This window comes from Enterococcus bulliens (genome assembly GCF_053761865.1).
The window spans coordinates 1-19,433 of the sequence record NZ_JBSMXK010000011.1; the positions used below are offsets into that span (position 1 = coordinate 1).

A 19,433-nucleotide genomic window follows, 5' to 3' on the forward strand; every position below is an offset into this window, starting at 1 on the left:
TCAGTGTAAAATGTACTTGGGTCATGTAACGTCCTCCTGGGTATGTTTTTGTGGTTAAAAACATTGTACCGTAAAAGGGCTGTTACATGGCCTTTTATCTTTTACACAATTATATGGACGTAATCTTCAAAATACATACATAACGTACAGATGATTATAATAGAGAGGAAGAATAATATGACAAAAATCGATTTAGATCAGTTGGTTACCGAAAGACGCAATGAACAAACGTCTAATTTAGATGAAATGAGTATTCAAGAAGCTTTGGTTGTCATGAATCAAGAAGATTTGAAAGTGCCTGAAGCGATCTTGTTTGTTCTACCTGAAATCGAACAAGTGATTATAGCAGTCATTACAGCTTTCAAAGAAGGTGGACGTTTGATTTATATGGGAGCGGGAACGAGTGGTCGTTTAGGTGTTTTGGATGCGGCAGAGTGTGTACCAACTTTTGGTGTTTCTAGTGAAATGGTCGTAGGTCTTATCGCAGGTGGTCAACAGGCAATGACGAAAGCTGTAGAGGGTGCAGAAGATTCGACAGCATTAGGCGAAAAAGATTTGATCGAATTGGATCTTAAACAACAAGATATCGTAATCGGGATCGCAGCGAGTGGACGTACTCCTTATGTTATCGGTGGCTTGGATTATGCTAGAAAAATTGGCGCAAAAACAGCGAGTTTAGCTTGCAATACAAATGCTGAAATTAGTCGACATGCAGATTTTGCGATCGAAGTCGATGCTGGACCAGAATTTTTGACTGGTTCAACACGATTAAAATCAGGTAGTGCGCAAAAAATGATCTTAAATATGATCTCTACGATTAGTATGATCGGGATTGGAAAAGTCTTTCATAATTTAATGGTCGATGTTCAACCGACGAATGCCAAACTAGTGGAGCGCTCAAAACGGATCATCATGCAAGCGGCTGATGTTTCTTACGAAGTCGCAACGGATTACTTTGAACAAGCTGATCAAGAAGTAAAACTTGCGATTGTCATGATTTTAACCAACTCTTCAAAGAGCGAAGCACAGAAAAAATTAATTGAAGCAAATGGTTTCATTAAACATACGATTTAAATGGATGCGATGTGATCTAGAATGCCAGAATCCAACGATTTGGGATTTAAGATCATATTGCATCCATTTTTTTGTCTAACTCGCTATGGTATACTAGTTCCGTTCAAGAAAGGAAGAAAGAAATATGACATTTGAAGAAATCTTACCTGCATTAAAACAAGGAAAAAAAATTATCCGTCAAGGTTGGAGCGGATTTGAATTATATGTGACGCTCGTTCAAGACGATGTATTTGATGGCTGTCCAGTCACGCCTTACTTTTTGATCAAAACAAGTGATGAAGGATTTTCTAGTTTTGCGCCGACTGTTTGCGATATTTTAGCCAATGATTGGGTACTAGTGGAATGAACCACTATGAATCATTAGAAAAAAAAGTAGTATTGATCACAGGTGTGGCTTCTGGGATCGGTGAAGCGCAAGCAGCAGCTTTTTTGGCACAAGGAGCTTACGTGTATGGGATCGATAAACAACCGATGACTCGTACGATGGGAGAAAATTTTCATTTTAAACAAGTCGATGTGACCGACCCTACCCAGCTTGAAGCGGCAGTAATGACTTGTGAGCATGCCGTTGGTTCTGTTGATATTTTGGTGAATACGGCAGGAATCTTGGATGAGTATCGTCCGCTTTTAGAAACGACAGAGACACTTTTTCAAACAATCTATGAAACCAATTTATTGAGTTATTTTCGTTTGACCAAGCGAGTATTACCGACAATGCTTGAAAAAGGATCTGGTGTGATCATCAATATGGCTTCGATAGCCGGGTTAGTAGCCGGTGGGGGAGGTATTGCGTATACGACATTCAAGCATGCAGTGGTCGGATTTACGAAGCAACTTGCTTTAGATTATGCAGATCAAGGGATTTCGGTCAAAGCGATTGCACCTGGTGCGATCAAAACACCGATGAATGCTGCGGATTTTCAAGGTGATGGTATGATCGCAAAATGGGTCGCTAAAGAAACACCGGTCAAACGTTGGGCGAGTGCAGATGAAGTTGCCGAGCTGACTTTATTTTTAGCGAGTGAGCAAGCCAGTTACTTACAAGGGGCAGTTGTTCCGATCGATGGCGGTTGGACGTTGAAATAGTTCTTGTTTTCCTGTAAGATAACAACTAGCGGTAAACGCCCTGCAACACTTCAGTTGGAACTTATTCCCGTCCTTTGGTTGTAGGTATCAAGCAAGTCGGATAGACTTGTAAAGGAGAAGTATTTTGGAAAAGAATCAAGAAGTAACACGTACGCTGACGACAAGTGAAATGGCTAAATTAGCAATCGTTACAGGATTATATGTTGCGATTACCCTTTTGCTTGCAGTAATCAGTTTTGGAGCGATTCAAGTTCGCTTATCTGAAATGTTTAATTATCTATCGTTATACAACAAAAAATATATTTGGGCAGTCACATTAGGTGTACTGATCGCCAATCTATTGTCACCACTTGGCATGTTAGATGTCGTTGTGGGGAGTGTGAGTACATTGATCGTATTGTGGATCAATTATTATCTCACACGTAAAATTCGATCAAGAAAAATTCAAATGATCGTTACTGCAATCGTTTTTGCTTTTTCGATGTTCACCATTGCGGGACAGTTGACATTAGTGAGTGGGCTACCGTTTTTCATCAATTGGTTGATTATTGGTTTAGGTGAACTGGCTTCGATGGCAGTCGGTGGTGTGATCATTTACTGGGTCGCTAAACGAATCGACTTTACAAAATAAAATAGATTTAGGGAATAGGAAAAAGAACGACTAATCGTTAGTGGTTCTTTTTTTCTTTGCAAAATTTCCGTTATAATAAGGTAAACGAAATCAGAGGAGAGTTTATGAAATTATTACATACTGCCGATTGGCATATTGGACGAACGTTAAACGGTTTTCGTCTTTATGAAGAACAAGTGCATGCTTATGAACAAATCGTGGCACTAGCTAAAAAAGAACAAGTCGATGGTATCGTGATCGCAGGAGATCTATACGATCGTTCGATTCCACCACTTGAAGCTGTGGAGTTATTAAATCAAATGATCGAACGTTTAGTCTGTGAAGAACAGTTCCCAGTGTATGCCATCAGCGGCAATCATGACAGTGCGAAACGACTTAGTTTTGGTCAGACATTTTATTCGATGGCTGATTTTCATTTAGGTACGTCACTAAAACAAAGTATCTCACCGATCGAAACGCAAGAAGCGCAGGTTTATCTATTGCCTTTTGTCGATCCAAGTGAGATTCGGATTTTTTGTCAACAAGAATTAGCTGAAACACCAGACGTCGTGCAAACGTATAAAACCATCACTCAAGGTGTTACACGTTTGATTAGTGAAATGAAGAAAACTATGGATCCATCTAAAAAACAAATCTTGATCACTCACTTTGCAGTTACAAAAACGGTAGAGGATCAAACCTTAACAAATTTGCGTATTTCAGAAACGACATCGACTGTTGGAGGATTAGCGACTTTACCTAGTCATTTGTTTGCTGATTTTGATTATGTCGCTTTAGGCCATATTCACACGCACTTAGCTAGTCCAGAAGAGAACATCGTATACAGTGGAAGCCCGATCCATTTTCATAGTCAAGAAGCGCAGCGAGAAAAGCAAAAAGGTGTTTACCTAGTCACACTCGATGAACAAGGTGTCACGAAAACCTTTCATCCTTTAACAGTCAAAAAGCCGATCGTGACATTAGCGGCTTCTTTTGAAACATTATGCGATCCACTTTTTTATCAAAATCAACCTGTTCAAGCTGCTTGGTTTAGTCTCCATCTTGTCGACTATGATCGCCGTGCTCTAGCAGGTGTCAATATTCGAGCACGCTTAGAAGAAATCTATGGTAAAGGGATCGTGGACTTGACGTTTGAAGAACTTGAACGAAACAATCAAGAAAAAACAGTGAGCACAGTTGAAAAAATGGCTCCTGAAGAGACGATCGCTACCTTTTACGAAACCATTGCCAAACGTCCTCCGTCTGACTATCAAAAACAGCTGATCGAAACACTTTTAATCAACACAGCAAAGGAGAACTAATATGAAACCTGTGCAACTAGAAGCGACGAATTTTGGACCTTATCGTAAATTGAAATTGAATTTTGAGGATCTAGAGCAAGCACCATTATTTTTGATCAGTGGGGATACCGGAGCTGGAAAGAGTACTCTTTTTGATGCAATGACCGTTGCATTGTTTTCGCAAACCACAAGTACCCGTAAAGTAGAAGAAATGCGGTCGACGTTTGCAACGCCAGAAGATCCATTGACAAAAATCATTTTTTATTTTCGTCAACAAGAAACGCTATATAAAATCGAGCGCGAGATCAAACAAGAAAAAAAAGCGGCTCGCGGTTCGAAGATTATCGAACACAAGGCTACCGCCAAGTTGGTCAGTATCACAGCCGTCGATGGTATAGAACAAGAAGTATTAGCGAGTAAACCTAGTGACGTAGGACAGATGATTCAAGAATTGCTGCAAATCAATGCAGAACAATTTAAGCAAATCATCTTACTTCCACAAAATGAAGTGCAAAAATTTTTACACTCAAAAACCGAAGAAAAATTACCGATCTTAAAAACGATTTTTGGGACACAGATTTTTACAAAATTTACAAAATCTTTGGAGAATGCTTATCGTGATGCTAAAAAAGATGCTGAAAGCTTACAGCAAACGCTAGCAGATCTTTACCTTAGTCCAAGCTGGCCAGAAGAGATCAAAGAGCGATTCCAACAAACACCAGAAGCTGAGAAAAAAGCAGTAATGATGGAAGTTTTAGCCCAACATGAAGCACTTGTAGAAAAACAGCAGAAAACTGTTTTAAACCAGTTAGAGCGATATAAACAGCATGAAAAAAGTTATGAACACGCGGCCATCTTTCAAACAAAAGTCGATCGTTTAGCCGAATTAACGACACGTTATCAACAAGAAATCGTAGAGCTCACTTCTCAGTACCACGAACAAAAAAACGCCTACGCGCAATTTCAACAAGTTCAGCCATTGCTTGCCGTGTTGGAGTATCAAACGCGTGATGAAAAAAAATTGAGCGAACTTGATCACGAAATCAAGTCAGTCAAACAACAAATCACTATTACACAAGAAACACAGCAACAATTAACTGAACAATATGCTTGTTATCAAGCAAAAGAAGCAGAGATAGCTACAAAACGAACACTTAGCTTACAATTGGAAGAATATGATCAAGCAGCTAAACGATTGACAGTAGAAACTAACCGAAAACAGCAAGCATTCATTCAACTAACAAAACAGCAAAAACAAAAAGAGCTTCTGGAAGAACAACTCCAGCTTGTAATTGCTAAACAAGTAGTCTTGAAAGAAAATCTAGAGCAACAAGTTGGATATGAAACCGCATTTCATAAGTTTTATCAAATAAAAGAACAATGTTCCAAGTGGCAAGACGAGTTATTAAAGCTTGCGACAACCCACGACAAACTTGAACAAAGCGAGCAACAATACGCACAGCATCAAGCGTCACTGGCAACTAAAATGCAACAACGCGTTAAGTTAGAAGCGCAAGTCGTTCATTTAGAAAGCAAACGTCGCAACTTGATGATTGCACAATTACAAGCAGAACTGCGACCAGATGAGCCTCGTGTCGTTTGTGGTTCAACTACGCATCAACTCAAAACAGATAGTCTTGCAGATGAAAGTCAACTGCTGAAACAGTTGCAAGAACTTGAACTTGTACGTAAAGAGCATCAAGATTGCCAAGTGGCTTGTGCGCAGCTCGAGCAAACACTTCTCACCTTAAAAACACAACAGGAAGAATATCAACAGACGATCGCGCAATTAAAAGTGGAATGTGAAACGCTTTATGGAACGCTTACGACGTCTAGTGAATTTTCATTATCTGCAGATGCCTCCATACAAGTCATCAAAACCTATCTAAACGAACAAGAAGAGGTATTAAATCAACAAAAAGAACAGTACGAAACGCAACTTGTACAGATCGAGTCATTTGAACAACAACGTGTGGAATGTGAACAAGCAATCACTGAAAGCAAACGTGAAGAAACACAGCAACAACTCATTTTTGATGCGGCCAAAGCCGAAATCGAACAACTGCATCATGGCTATCCGGATCTTGATTCTGATGGTGACTATCTAAAACAAAAGGAAAATTTACAAACGGAGCTTTCGACATATGATGAAGCATGCACTGCATTGAAAAATGAAGAGCGCCAAGTAGCACAGCAAGTTTTGACACTTCAAGTCACACTCGATCATTTAAAAGAACAACAACTTGCGTATCAACAAGCATTGAGCGAAACAGAGAAAAAAATCGACACGTTGTTACCAGAGGGCATGACGAAACAAACGGCGATAGAGCAATTAACACAAGTAGAGATTGCAAAAGAATGGGATGCATTTATTCGTCGGTATGAAGAAAAACAAAGTTATTTAGCTGAGGAGATCGCTACTTTAAAACAGACGGTCGAATTGCAAGAACCAGTAGATTTGGCTCAGCTAAAAGTTGCAAAAGAACAGGCTGAACAAGTTTATCAAACGAGTATGGCGTACTTAACTCGTCTGGAGACGATTTTAGATCAAATGCGACAAGTTGCACATTCGATTATCGCTATTTTAGAGACACAAGGGATCAAAGGGCAACGATTTAATGAACTGAGCGAGTTGTATCAAATCATCAAAGGGGTGAAGGGATCCAAGTTGAAATTGGAAACCTATGTCGCCCAAGAATATCTAGAACAAGTCTTGACCCATGCCAATCGTCATTACATCAAACAATTGACTAAAGGCAGATATGAGTTTTTACTAAACACAACTCAAGTGAGTGGCCAGCGAGATACTGGGCTAGATATCGATATCTTTGACTTTTCAACTGGAACGATTCGTTCAACCAAAACCCTATCTGGTGGAGAGACCTTTATTGCAGCCTTATCGATCGCTTTATCTCTATCTGAAGTCGTACAAACAACGACAAATGGAGCGTTGATCGATGCTTTGTTTATTGATGAAGGATTTGGTTCTCTTGATAGAGATACTCTTGAGCAAGCGATGGAAGCTCTAGAACAAATTGGTGAAAATCGTATGGTAGGTGTGATCAGTCATGTGGATGAAATGAAAGAACGGATCGGTCAACAAATCTGGATCAAAAAACTTGGCAATGGTCAGAGTACATTAGCGGTTCAAGAATTAAAATAAATGTTATTTAATTTCAGAGATAGTATATAGGAAGAAAACCTCTTTCTGTTCGTATTTTTTCTTGAGAGACTAATTTTATAACGAAGGACGCTTGTTTTAAAATTGATTCTTTTGTGAAGGTATAAAAAAAGGAGTAAGCATCTACCTTGAAAACAGTTATTTTTTATGATAAGATAAACTTAACTTAATAAAACAAAAGGTTGAGCGCAAGCTTCAAGACGGAGTCCCCAAGGGTGAGGGGACGGTCTTGTCGTGCGCTCTTTTTTTGTGTTCAAAGATGAAAGGATGAGGACATATATGCTGCATTATAAAAAAGAAAAAGAAATGATTCTAGAGGAATTTTCAGTAGATCCAACTACTGGATTATCGCAAAAACAGGTACTTAATCAACGTGAACTTTATGGGGAAAATAAATTACCAGAAGAGGCAGAAGATCCATATTGGAAAGTCTTTTTGAAAAATTTTAAAGAACCGATCGTGATCGTCTTACTTGGTGCGGTTGTATTGTCGTTTTTAAGCTCTTATTATGCATTTAATATCCAAAATGATCCAAAACATGGTGTGGAAGCTCTCTATGAAGCCATCGCGATCTTGATTTTGATTTTGATCAATGCTTGTTTAGGTTTTTGGCAAGAAATTAGTGCTCGAAAAAGCTTAAATGCGTTAAAGGAGATGAACAATCGACAAACAACCGTATTGCGCGATGGAAACTGGGAGAAAATCTTAGCAAATGAATTAGTAGTAGGAGACATTGTACGTGCACAAGTCGGGGATTTTGTAGAGGCCGATGTTCGATGGATCGAGGCGAATGAGTTACAAGTCATCGAATCACACCTAACTGGTGAAGCAGATGCGATTCAAAAGACGACTGAGGTTATTAGTGAAACGGTTGAAGTCGGCGATCGTATCAATATGGGATTTTCAGGGTCGACTGTATCTAACGGTCAAGGGGTCGGAGTCGTTGTGGGAGTCGGAAAAGATACTGAACTAGGAAATATTGCCCAATTGATCCAATCAGTTGGATCAAAAAAATCTCCACTACAAAATACAGTCAGCCAATTGACGAAAACGTTGATGCTGATTTCAGGTGGGATCGTGGTATTAACGTTTATCGTAGGCATTATTCGTGCTGGTGAATTTAGTATCGATTCGATTACTTCTGTTTTGTCGACTTCTATTGCTTTAGCAGTCGCATCGATTCCTGATGCATTGCCGGCTGTTTTGTCGATCGTCTTGACGATCGGTGCTGCGAAAATGGCGAAAAACAAAGGGCTGATCAAATCACTAACGAGCGTGGAAACGTTAGGTGGTACTTCTTATATTTGTTCAGATAAAACTGGAACATTAACGAAAAATGAAATGACGGTCGTTAAATTTACAGCGAACGGAACTTCTTATGATGTAACGGGTCTAGGCTATGCGCCAAAAGGGGCAATCGAAACTTTAGCAGCACAACCGACAAATGCACAATCATTCTTATATGGAGCTGTTTTATGTAATGAAGCAACAGTGAAAAACGTCGATGGTGAGTACAAACCTTTTGGAAATCCTACTGAAGTTGCGTTGACTGTTTTGGGACAAAAAGCTGATGTACAAAAAGATGCATTATTGCGCGATCAAACAATCGTGCGTACGTTACCTTTTACAAGTGATCGTAAGATGATGAGTGTCGTGATCGAAAACCAAGATGGCTACATGTTGTATACGAAAGGTGCGCCTGATGTTGTCTTAAATAAAAGCCAAGGTGTGCTGATCGAAGATGAAATCGATACATCAACACAAGCAAAAACAGATTTTAATACCATCGTAGAAGACTATGCAGAGCAAGCGCTACGTACGTTAGCTGTAGCGTATCGTCCATTAACAAAAGCACAAGCAATGGATGCGAGCGTAGCAGAATTAGAGCAAGAGTTGATTTTAACTGGAGTAGCAGGGATTATCGATCCTGCCCGTGAAGAAGTCAAAGAATCAATCAAGACCTTACACGAAGCCAATGTAGAAGTCGTGATGATCACAGGTGATCATGAGAAAACAGCACGAGCAATTGCTTACGAATTAGGCATCGTAAAGGATAAAGAAGCACCAGTTATTAAAGGTGTCGAATTAGAAGAGATGACAGATGAAGAATTGTTTGAAAAAGTCAAATCAACGAATGTTTATGCGCGTGTGTCACCTGAACATAAACAACGAATCGTCAAACAATTACAAGCGCATGGTCAAGTCGTTGCGATGACAGGTGATGGGGTCAATGATGCTCCAGCATTACGTGTAGCAGATATCGGGATCGCAATGGGGATTGCCGGAACCGAAGTAACAAAAGATTCGGCAGATTTAATTTTGTTAGATGATAAATTTACGACGATCGAAAAATCCGTCCAAAGTGGTCGAACGATTTATGGAAATATCAAAAACTTTATGCGTCACGAATTAACGACAAATGTCGCTGAAGTTTTATCATTATTGATTGGTCTGTTCTTCTTTACGCATACGATTGGAAACGTTCCTGGAACGACGCCTGTACTGACAGCTTTGATGGTCTTGTGGGTCAATATGGTTAGTGATGCCGTTCCATCATTTTCGTTAGGATATGATGTAGCGGAATCGGATATCATGAAAGAGCAACCACGTGATCCAAAAGAATCAGTATTGGCCAATTATACATGGTCTCGGGTATTGATTCGTGGGACAGTCATGGGACTTGTGGTATTTGCAGCCTTTTATCTAGCCGCAAAAGCTGGAATGTCAGCAAATGAAGCACAAACAGTCGCATTCTTGACTCTAGTTTATGGTCAATTATGGCATGTTTTTGATGCTCGAAGTTCAAAAACGCTATTTAGACGAAATCCATTTGGGAATCCTCGTTTGATTGCTGCCGTTGCTTTTGCTGCGATTTCTTCATTCTTGGTAACGATTATTCCATTCTTTAATACGGTGATGGGAACAGCGCCATTAACTTTCCCAATTTATCTTATGGTTATTTTTATTCCAGCCTTACCAACCTTTATCTTATCTGGAATCAAAGAAATGTTTGGCATCAAAATTTGGTAAAGAGTTTAAGAAGAGACAAGGAAACTTGTTTCTTCTTTTTTTCGATTTTGATTTTTGTTATAGTATAGACATTATAAAAAAAGGAGTAAGAATGTGAAAAACGTTCGTCGTAAAAAAAGAAAAGCATTCCACTTTTCACCAGCAGAAATTATTACCGGAACCTTTTTAGGATTGATCGTATTAGGAGCGATTCTATTGTCTTTACCTATAAGTAATCAACAAGAAATCTTAGCACCGATCGATGCATTATTTATTGCAACCTCAGCCATTTGTGTTACAGGATTATCGCCATTATTGATCGACCAACAATTTACACTATTTGGGCAAAGTATCTTACTGATATTGATCGAAATCGGTGGCTTAGGATTTATGTCGATTCCGATTTTTATTTATTTTGTTGGTAAAAAACGGATCCATTTAAGTACGCGTCTTATTTTACGTGAGTCCATGAATATGGAGAGTCGTTCGGGAGAAGTGAAATTAGCTCTAGCCATTTTAAAAATCGCCGGAAGTATCCAGTTTTTAGGAATTGTATTATTGGCTACCCGTTTCGTTCCAAAATATGGAATCAAGACCGGGTTGTGGTATAGTTTATTTCATGCAATTTCAAGTTTTTGTAATGCGGGATTTGATTTGTTTGGGACGAGTTTGATCGGCTTTAAAGCAGATCCAATAGTGTTATTGACCATCAGCTTTTTGATCATTGCAGGAGGCTTGGGCTTTTTAGTTTGGCTAGATATCTTACAGTGGCCACGTAAAAAACTAAGTTTACACAGTCAGTTAGCACTGAGAATGACTGGCTTTTTACTCGTTTTAGGATGGGGATTGTTTTACGTGATCCAACCTGAAAAAAATGGTTGGATCAGAGCATTAGATGCGTTCTTCTTAAGTGTGACACCACGTACAGCAGGGTTTTTCACGTTGGATTATGCAACGATGGCGCAATCAGGTTTGATGTTGACGATGATGCTGATGTTCATTGGTGGAACATCGGGTTCAACTGCAGGTGGATTGAAAACCACGACCTTAGCTGTGTTATTTGCTAAAGTGCGTTCGCTGTTTCGCGGACGTACGCGCACGGAGATTTCAGGACGTACGATTAGAGAATTAGCAGTTGCTAAAGCGATGACGCTTTTCTTTTTAGGACTTGCAATCTGTACCTTTAGTATCTTTTTGTTGACGTTTACTGAAACAGCTTCTCAAGAAACGATCGTAGCTCTAGCCTTTGAAGCGATCTCTGCCTTTGGAACAGTGGGCTTGACTATGGGGATCACGGCTGATTTGAGTGTAGTGGGTAAATTGATCATTATCAGTTTGATGTTTATTGGTCGAGTTGGAATTTTAACGATTTTGTATTCACTCTCTAGAAAAACCTATCAACAAGAAGTAAAAATCAAGTATCCAGAAGAATCCGTTTTATTAGGCTAGTTTAAATTGGTCAAATAGCTGAAATTTTTTTATACTAACAAGTAAGGGGTGAGAAACATGCTAACAACAGGAGTGATTATCTTTTTTATTGGGTTGTTCTTTTTAGCCGCAGCAGGGATCAATTATCGCTGGCGTGCCTTTACCAATAAAAAAGCATGGAATGGAATCGCCGTTCCGTTTACGATCATTGGCTTGATTATTTTTGTGATCGGTCTAGTAATCATTTATATCAATTATCCACAGTAAAAAAGTCGCTAGTTTAGCGGCTTTTTTATTTGTCTATGATTTTGAATGAGTTACAGTAACGGCAAGATCCAATTGGCCCACATCCAACTAAACGGTAAAATGAGGATCATTGCTGGAATCATATCGGCAGTGGGAAACATTTTGACTTTAATGATTCGAAAACCGGTTGCAATCATTAAAATGCCACCGCATGCTTTAAAGTCTAAGATCATTTCGGGTGTAGTAAGGGGAAAAATAAATTTAGCTAGTGAAAATAGCGCAAAGAAAATGATGAATTGAGGAACTACGATCAATGACACCACAAATCCAAGTTGACTAGCAAAAATCGCCGCTGTAAAAAAATCTAAAATCGATTTAGCGATCAAGACAGAATGATCACCAGACATCCCAGAATCTAAGCTACCATAAATACCTGTACCACTTGCACAAAATAACACAATGATGGTCACTAAGCTTTGGATAAAATCTTCTTGATCTAAAGCAAGCTTATCATTGTTCATAAATTTACTGATCGGTTTTTGCATTAAGACTGCACCTTTGTCGATCTTCTCACCTAAATGGATCAAAAGACCAAAAGCAGTACCTAATACGACGGCAAAGATCACAGCGGGCATGTAGACCATTGGGGCAATCGCATACACGCCCATCGCCATGGAACAGGCACCAAAAATCATCGTAAGTTCTAATTTAAATTTTTCAGAAACGTGTTGGCCAAATAAAGCACCTAAAATGCCACCTAAAAAAATCGCCGCTGAATTGATTATGATTCCTAAAGGCATTGTGTCACTTCCTTTTTTATAGTCTGTGCTCATTGTAACAAGTCATGTTTCAGAACTCAATGCAAAAAATATTGTGACCTTATTTACAGACGTTGACGAGTGAGAAAGGGTATGGTACTATTTGCGAGAGATTGTTACCGCTTTATTGCGGGCTATACTCTAACTTGGAGAGGGTGGGTGCGATGCAGATCAAGAAAGTGATCAACAATAACATAGTCGTCTCAGAAAACACCTCCAATCAAGAGTTGATCGTCATGGGAAAAGGTCTTGGATTTCAAAAGAAAATTGGGGATCCGATTTCCGATGATAAAATCGAGAAAGTCTATGCGATTACGACTGAATGGAATGAATCAAAGTTAGCAGAATTGCTGACAGCGATCCCACTTGAACAAATTCAAGTCGCCAATGAGATCGTAAGTTTTGCCAAAGTCTCTTTAGGAAAAGCGTTGAGCGAAAATCTTTTTTTAACGTTATCTGATCATATTCATTTTGCATTAGAGCGTTTTGAAAAAGGGATGGAAATCAAAAATGCTCTTTTATGGGAAATCAAACGTTTTTATAATCATGAATTTTTGATTGGAAAAGAAGCGTTGCATTTGATTCATGAACGCCTAGGCGTGAAGCTTCCAGAAGATGAAGCAGGCTTTATTGCATTACATATTGTGAATGCTGAACTAACGAATTCAGATATGACGCAAGTTTCTGAAATGACGCAAACGATCCAAGCGATTTTAACGATCGTCAAATATCATTTTTCAATGGATCTTGATGAATATTCATTAAATTATGAACGCTTTGTGACGCATTTAAAATTTTTCGTGCAACGTGTTTTTAGTGGCATTCATTTAGACGGCGATGAAACAGCACAATTTATGTACGGGTTAAAAGAACAATATCCTAAAGAATATGCTTGTGCATGTAAAATAGGAGATTATATTCTAAAACACTTTAATCGTAAATTAGATCAAGATGAGTTGATCTATCTGACGATTCACATTAAACGAATTACGACAAAATAGGATTGTTACTGTTCGGCAGGCTAGACCTAACTATGGAAAACCATAGTTGGGTCTTTTTTTATACTTTAAGTTATTTAATTAAGGAGGAACTCAAATGGATTATAACAAATTAGCGATGACAATCATCGAACAAGTTGGCGGCGAAAAAAATATCAAAGGGTTGACGCATTGTGCGACGAGATTACGCTTTAATTTGCACGATGATCAAAAAGCCAATGATGAAACGTTAAAAAATACAGCAGGTGTGATGGGAGTTACGATTGCCGGTGACCAGTACCAAGTCATTATCGGAAGTGATGTGGCGAATGTCTACAAAGCGATCATGAATCAAATCAACATCCAAGACAATGAAGTGCCAGAAGATACAACCAAGAAATCGGTTTTCTCAAAAGTGATCGATACGATCACAGGGATTTTTACACCGATCTTACCGGCAATTACGGCAGCTGGGATGTTAAAAGCGGTCCTATCGATTTTAGTTGTCTTTAAAGTGTTAACGGTCGATGCCCAAAGTTATCAAATTTTAAATTTCATGGCCGATGCTGCTTTTTATTTCTTGCCGATCTTACTGGCAGCTTCTTCTGCACAAAAATTTAAAACGAATATGTATCTCGCGATGATGTTAGGTGGAATCTTACTCCATCCAACATTTATTATGATGGTCAATGCGGTCAAAGAAGGGGGCGGATCGATTGCATTATTTGGTCTTCCCATCGCCGCAGTGTCCTATTCTTCATCGGTAATCCCGATCATTTTGACTGTTTGGTTATTGTCTTACGTGGAGCCATTTGCGGATCGTATCTCACCAAATGTCATCAAATTCTTTAGTAAACCCTTGATCTCGATTGCCATTGTGGGAACAGTCAGTTTAGTTGTTTTAGGTCCTTTAGGATATTATTTAAGTGAATTATTATCTTCAGGAATTAAATCTCTTGAAACGGTAAGTCCTTGGATCGTGCCATTGATCATTGGAACCTTTACGCCGTTATTTATTGCCACTGGAACACATTATGGCTTAGTACCAATTGGTATCAATAACCGTGTCACAACAGGGTATGATACAGTCATTTATCCGGGAATGTTAGCCTCTAATGTCAGCCAAGGGGCCGCATCACTAGCAGTGGGCGTGAAAACTAAAGACAAAGCCATCAAACAATTGGCCTTTTCAGCAGGGGTGACCGGGATTTTTGGGATCACTGAACCAGCATTATATGGGGTCAACTTACGCTTTAAAACTCCACTATATGCTTCAATGATCGGTGGAGGTGTTGGTGGCTTACTCATGGGGATTTTACGCGTACGTAATTTTTCTGGTGGTTCACCAGGTTTATTGACATTACCTAGTTATATTGGTGATAATACCTTAAGCTATTTCTACTACGCATGTATCGGTGCTGCAGTAAGTATTGTAGTAACATTTATTTTAACGTTGATCTTATATCGCGATAAAGTCACCGAAATTCAAACAGCCGATGCCCAACTAGAAGCAGCGATGAAAGAACCTAAAGCAAATGAAAATCCAAATAGTTTAGCTAAAACGACGACGTTGATCACGTCACCAATGACCGGAAATGTTATCCCACTTGCTGAAATCCAGGACGGGATGTTTTCAGAAGAGATTTTAGGAAAAGGGATGGCGATCATTCCAACTGAAGATACGGTTTATGCACCATTTAGTGGAACTGTAAGTGCGATTTTTGATAGTGGACATGCGATTGGATTGACGAGTGAAACGAGTGTTGAATTGTTGATCCACGTAGGTATCGATACTGTTCAACTTGATGGTGCCGGGTATCAGTATCTAGTAACAAAAGGACAAACCGTTACCCAAGGAGAGGCTTTATTGACATTTGATCTAGATATCATAACTAAAGCTGGATACAATCCAGTAACCCCAGTTGTGATCACAAACTCGGTCGATATGACAGAAATTATGCCGATCCAAACGGGTGAAATCACAGCGAAATCTGATTTGATGCGTGTGATAAAATAGATAAAAAAGACCTGACAGCATTTGCTGTCAGGTTTTTTTGTTAAAATCGTATCCAACGCGTACTCATATTGGTATCATAAGGACGTGTCACGTTGATATGGTCTTTTTCGAGATGGCATTCTTTACAGATCAGTTCTTGCAATTGCGATGTCGATAGAGCTACAGTTCCCTTATAGGTTGATTGATCGTAAGGTGTTCATTCGGTTAAGTTTTGAACTTTTTGATTCGCTAAAAACGCTAGACTATCCGCTTCTGTTTTAAAGGTTATCAAAGCATCGTTTGGTGTTGTTTAGTAAACCGGTGATCGATTCATTTTAAAAATCACGATAAACACGATAGCTAATATACCGATTCCAAGTATTTCCCACATGATGATCACTCCTTAAAAGCCTTTTCTTTAGTATACGCTTTTTTTAAAAGTTCAACCACTAATAACTAGTTTCCACTGTATAGGTTTCTAAACATTCTTCTTCTTTTTTTGGTAAAGGAACGATTTGATAATCTAAAGTGACGATTTTGGGTGCATAGCTTTCTAATTGAGCAGCAGGTATAGTAAATTGAGTTATAATCATAAACAACACTCCTTTAGTTGGTATACACAGAGTATAAAAGCCCAACCTTAACTTTACCTAAACTAGATCAACCGATAATGAATAATCAGTAACGACAAAGCCCACTTTTTCATAAACATGTAAGGCACGTTGGTTGTGACCAAAAACATGCAAGGATAATTTGGTTGCGCCTAGGTCATGACAAAACGTTTTGATAGCGTGCATCGCTTCTTGACCATAGCCTTTTCCACGATGCTGTTCGAATAGTAAAAAGTCATACACAAAGGCTTCTTCGGATTTTAAACCGTCAAAGTAAATCCATGTATACCCAATAACTTCTTGAGCTCGCTCAATCATCAATAAATAATGGCCTGTAGTTGCTAAGCCATCGGGTAATAATGTTGCGAAACTTTCTTTTGAACGTGCAAGTGCTTCTATTTTACTCCAAGTGTTTGCTTTGACTTTATCTTCTGCGAAATCTTTAATAGCCTGTTCTAGATAATCTGGATAAATTGCTTGTGTCATAGGAATCAGTTTCATGTTAATTGCTCCTTTTTTAGTGTAGTATAGCATGAATACGGCGTAACAAAATTGATAGCTAAAAAAAAGAACAATCAATGGCTCGTTTCTCTTCATTTTAGTACGTTTACCATGAAGCTTGAAAGAAAGGAAGGTTTTTTATGCGTGTCTGTAAAGAAGGACTAAAATATATCCCACTGGTCATGATTATATCTTTCTTTATTTTAGCCGCTGATCACACTGGAAAGCTTGGTATTTTTGGCACGTTGATTACTTTAATGATCGACCCACAAAATTTTGCCCTAAAATATGACATTCAATTAAAAAAACAACTACAACGAAAAATCTACTATTTTCGCGATCTTTCTTTAAGCATTTATTGTAGTTGGTATGCGACGTATATCGTGAATCGTTTTGCACACTATGAAATTCCTTGGATCAATTGGATTGTTCCTAGCTGTTTCTTTTTACTGATTTGGTGGCATTTACGTTATCTCGTACCTAGAACGATGAAGTATCTCAATCAAAAATAGTAGATGAGTACTAATAGCGATTTTCGTTCGCACTATAAAAATGAGACCGTGACAAATTCCTGTCACGGCCTCATTTTTTAAGCTTTACGTTTCTTTTTGTTTAATCCAAATGTTAAGAAGAAACTCAAAAGCATTACTAAAGATGAAATTCCAATCGTTTTGCCTACACTGGTTGTAAATGTAGCATCGATTTTTTCAAATACTTTTGTTTTCGTATCTTGTGTGATATTTAATTTTTCAGCAGGTACTTCTCGTAAACTTGGAATCGAAGAACCAGCACTATCGACAACGGATTTTTCAACCATCGTTTGGACTGGTTGGGCTAATTCAAATTGGTTTAATGAAGAAGGGACATCGTGTTGTAAATAGCTGACAAAAATCGTTCCGATAATAGCGATCCCTAAAGCAGATCCGATTTGACGAATCGTAGATTGAACAGAAGAAGCTTGTCCGGATTGAGTCGTAGGGACATCTTGTAAGACGATCGAGGTCAACTGTGCTGAAGCAAGTCCTAATCCAAAACCATACACTACTAACCATAAGGTGATGACCCATAAAGCAATGCCAGGATCGACCGTTAGAAAGAAGCCAACAAACCCAATCGTTTCAAGTAATAGCCCTAATGAAACAACAAAACGAGCAGACGTTTTTTGAACTATAAATGAAGCAGATCCTCCGGCAAAAAAGGCACCCACACCCATCACAGCTAAAATTCCACCAGATTTCATCGGAGAAAGATTTAAAATATTTTGTAAAAATAAAGGCAATAAGAACAATAATCCAGATTCACCGATTGCCACAACACCGGCTACGATATTCCCCAATGAAAAACTTTTGAATGAGAAAAGACTTAAGTTTAATAATACAGATTTTTGTTGTTTACGCAGATGACTTTCCCAAAATAAGAAAATTGCCATCAAAATCAAGCCTGCTGCCAACAAGAAGGGAATAATCGATAATCCTAAAAAGGTTGGATGACTTTCTTTGACATTCCACCAGCCATAGTTACGTCCTTCGATGATACCAAATACTAAGAGCAATAAACTTGCTGTAGACAAGATAAAGCCTAAAATATCAAAGCCATTTGTCATCTTTTCTCCATATGTTTCAGGCAAGACTTTCAAAGCTACTAAGATAATAAAAATGCCAATTGGTAAGTTGATATAAAAAATCCAATGCCAGTTTAGATACGTTGTAAAATAACCTCCAAGTAATGGTCCTAAAGCAGCCATACCTGAAATCACAGAACCCCAAACGGCAAAAGCTAAAATTCGATCTTTACCAAAAAACAACGAATTTACCGCAGAAAGAGTAGTAGGCAAAACGACTGCCCCACCAATTCCTTGCAATGCACGAGCAATCAGCATTGTTGTAATATTGGATGAAAAACTAGCTAAAATAGAGCCTGCAATAAAAATGATAATTCCAGTAATCAAGACTTTCTTACGACCAACGTGATCGGCAATCCGTCCCATTGTAATCAATAATGCAGAAAAAATTAAAGAGTAAAGTGTGATGATCCATTCTGCATCAGTAAAATCTAATTTTAGATCACGCATGATGACAGGTAAGGAGACATTGACGATTGTTCCATCGATAACTACTAATGAAACAGATAGTGCTAAAACAGTTAGAGCCCACCATTTATGTGGAAATGGTTTAGTCTTATTTTCCATTTTCTTCACCTCAAATTTAATTTTAAATACCTAACGTGGTCTTAGTATACACCTAAAGTGACACTTTGTCACTTTAGGTGTATGGAAAACTAGTAGAATTATATAAAAGAATATTTGTTATTCTATTTTGTTGGTAAAGGTTAGCAAAATCAATGAAAAGAATAAAAAAAGTAGTGAAATATACCGAAGAAACATACCGAGTGGAAAAACCCAATTTGTATCAAATAATATCGGAAATAGTGGTGAAAACACAGTGCGACACCAAGTACTAGAATCTAAAAAAGTTAATAGTATACCCGCTAAAAAGCAATAAATCGCAAGAAGTAAATAGACGGAAAATGAACACTGCACACATTTACGACAAATTTTTTTCATACGTAAAACTCCTTTATAAGAAATAGATAATA

Annotated in this window: 16 protein-coding genes; 12 read left to right on the top strand and 4 right to left on the bottom strand. The window is 38.4% G+C overall.

All coding sequences use genetic code 11. The annotated features are described in order from the left end of the window. Positions 1-177: 177 nt before the first annotated feature. The 9 genes from murQ to ACWOEC_RS06905 all read left to right on the top strand — a co-directional run bounded on the left by murQ (position 178) and on the right by ACWOEC_RS06905 (position 11,956). Positions 178-1,074, top strand: a complete 897-nt coding sequence (murQ, locus tag ACWOEC_RS06865; protein WP_455306900.1) for an N-acetylmuramic acid 6-phosphate etherase — start codon at positions 178-180, stop codon at positions 1,072-1,074. Between the two features lie 124 nt (positions 1,075-1,198). Further along, on the top strand, positions 1,199-1,420 hold the full coding sequence (locus ACWOEC_RS06870; protein ID WP_297077555.1) for a DUF2829 domain-containing protein: 222 nt from the start codon (positions 1,199-1,201) through the stop codon (positions 1,418-1,420). After that, the gene (locus tag ACWOEC_RS06875; protein ID WP_455306903.1) at positions 1,417-2,160 is read left to right on the top strand and encodes a 3-oxoacyl-ACP reductase; all 744 of its coding nucleotides are present in this window, start codon (positions 1,417-1,419) and stop codon (positions 2,158-2,160) included. The genes ACWOEC_RS06870 and ACWOEC_RS06875 overlap by 4 nt, the downstream gene beginning before the upstream one ends. A gap of 124 nt (positions 2,161-2,284) precedes the next feature. Beyond that, entirely contained in the window at positions 2,285-2,791 is a 507-nt protein-coding gene (locus tag ACWOEC_RS06880; RefSeq protein ID WP_455306905.1) for a QueT transporter family protein, read from the top strand. Positions 2,792-2,895: 104 nt separating this feature from the next. Then, on the top strand, positions 2,896-4,092 hold the full coding sequence (locus ACWOEC_RS06885; RefSeq protein WP_297077559.1) for an exonuclease SbcCD subunit D: 1,197 nt from the start codon (positions 2,896-2,898) through the stop codon (positions 4,090-4,092). Between the two features lies 1 nt (position 4,093). Next, positions 4,094-7,234: an AAA family ATPase gene (locus ACWOEC_RS06890; protein WP_455306907.1), complete on the top strand. Its 3,141-nt coding sequence runs from the start codon at positions 4,094-4,096 to the stop codon at positions 7,232-7,234. 297 nt (positions 7,235-7,531) lie between these two features. Next, positions 7,532-10,282 carry a cation-translocating P-type ATPase gene (locus ACWOEC_RS06895; RefSeq protein ID WP_455306909.1) on the top strand — a complete coding sequence of 917 codons (2,751 nt, stop codon included), beginning with the start codon at positions 7,532-7,534 and terminating at the stop codon, positions 10,280-10,282. Between the two features lie 93 nt (positions 10,283-10,375). Continuing rightward, entirely contained in the window at positions 10,376-11,710 is a 1,335-nt protein-coding gene (locus ACWOEC_RS06900) for a TrkH family potassium uptake protein (protein ID WP_455306911.1), read from the top strand. Positions 11,711-11,767: 57 nt separating this feature from the next. After that, positions 11,768-11,956 (top strand): hypothetical protein, encoded by a 189-nt coding sequence (locus ACWOEC_RS06905; protein ID WP_297077566.1) that lies wholly within the window; start codon positions 11,768-11,770, stop codon positions 11,954-11,956. Between the two features lie 50 nt (positions 11,957-12,006). On the opposite strand, the gene ACWOEC_RS06910 is transcribed toward ACWOEC_RS06905, so the two are convergent. Further along, positions 12,007-12,735: a DUF554 domain-containing protein gene (locus tag ACWOEC_RS06910; RefSeq protein ID WP_455306914.1), complete on the bottom strand. Its 729-nt coding sequence runs from the start codon at positions 12,733-12,735 to the stop codon at positions 12,007-12,009. Positions 12,736-12,917: 182 nt separating this feature from the next. Between ACWOEC_RS06910 and licT the strand changes: the two genes are divergently transcribed. Further along, entirely contained in the window at positions 12,918-13,754 is an 837-nt protein-coding gene (gene licT, locus ACWOEC_RS06915; RefSeq protein ID WP_455306916.1) for a BglG family transcription antiterminator LicT, read from the top strand. Positions 13,755-13,848: 94 nt separating this feature from the next. Then, positions 13,849-15,747, top strand: coding sequence for a beta-glucoside-specific PTS transporter subunit IIABC (locus ACWOEC_RS06920; RefSeq protein WP_455306918.1), 1,899 nt, complete (start codon positions 13,849-13,851; stop codon positions 15,745-15,747). Positions 15,748-16,175: 428 nt separating this feature from the next. Here ACWOEC_RS06920 and ACWOEC_RS06925 read toward each other — a convergent pair whose 3' ends face one another. Together ACWOEC_RS06925 and ACWOEC_RS06930 are read right to left on the bottom strand one after the other, a co-directional pair. Then, positions 16,176-16,319 (bottom strand): hypothetical protein, encoded by a 144-nt coding sequence (locus ACWOEC_RS06925; RefSeq protein ID WP_455306920.1) that lies wholly within the window; start codon positions 16,317-16,319, stop codon positions 16,176-16,178. 57 nt (positions 16,320-16,376) lie between these two features. Beyond that, complete coding sequence (locus tag ACWOEC_RS06930) at positions 16,377-16,838, bottom strand: GNAT family N-acetyltransferase (protein ID WP_455306921.1); 462 nt, start codon at positions 16,836-16,838, stop codon at positions 16,377-16,379. 140 nt (positions 16,839-16,978) lie between these two features. On the opposite strand from ACWOEC_RS06930, the gene ACWOEC_RS06935 reads away from it, so the two are divergent. Next, positions 16,979-17,350 carry a hypothetical protein gene (locus ACWOEC_RS06935; protein WP_455306923.1) on the top strand — a complete coding sequence of 124 codons (372 nt, stop codon included), beginning with the start codon at positions 16,979-16,981 and terminating at the stop codon, positions 17,348-17,350. 77 nt (positions 17,351-17,427) lie between these two features. Here ACWOEC_RS06935 and ACWOEC_RS06940 read toward each other — a convergent pair whose 3' ends face one another. Beyond that, entirely contained in the window at positions 17,428-19,026 is a 1,599-nt protein-coding gene (locus ACWOEC_RS06940; RefSeq protein ID WP_455306925.1) for an MFS transporter, read from the bottom strand. Positions 19,027-19,433: the final 407 nt, after the last annotated feature.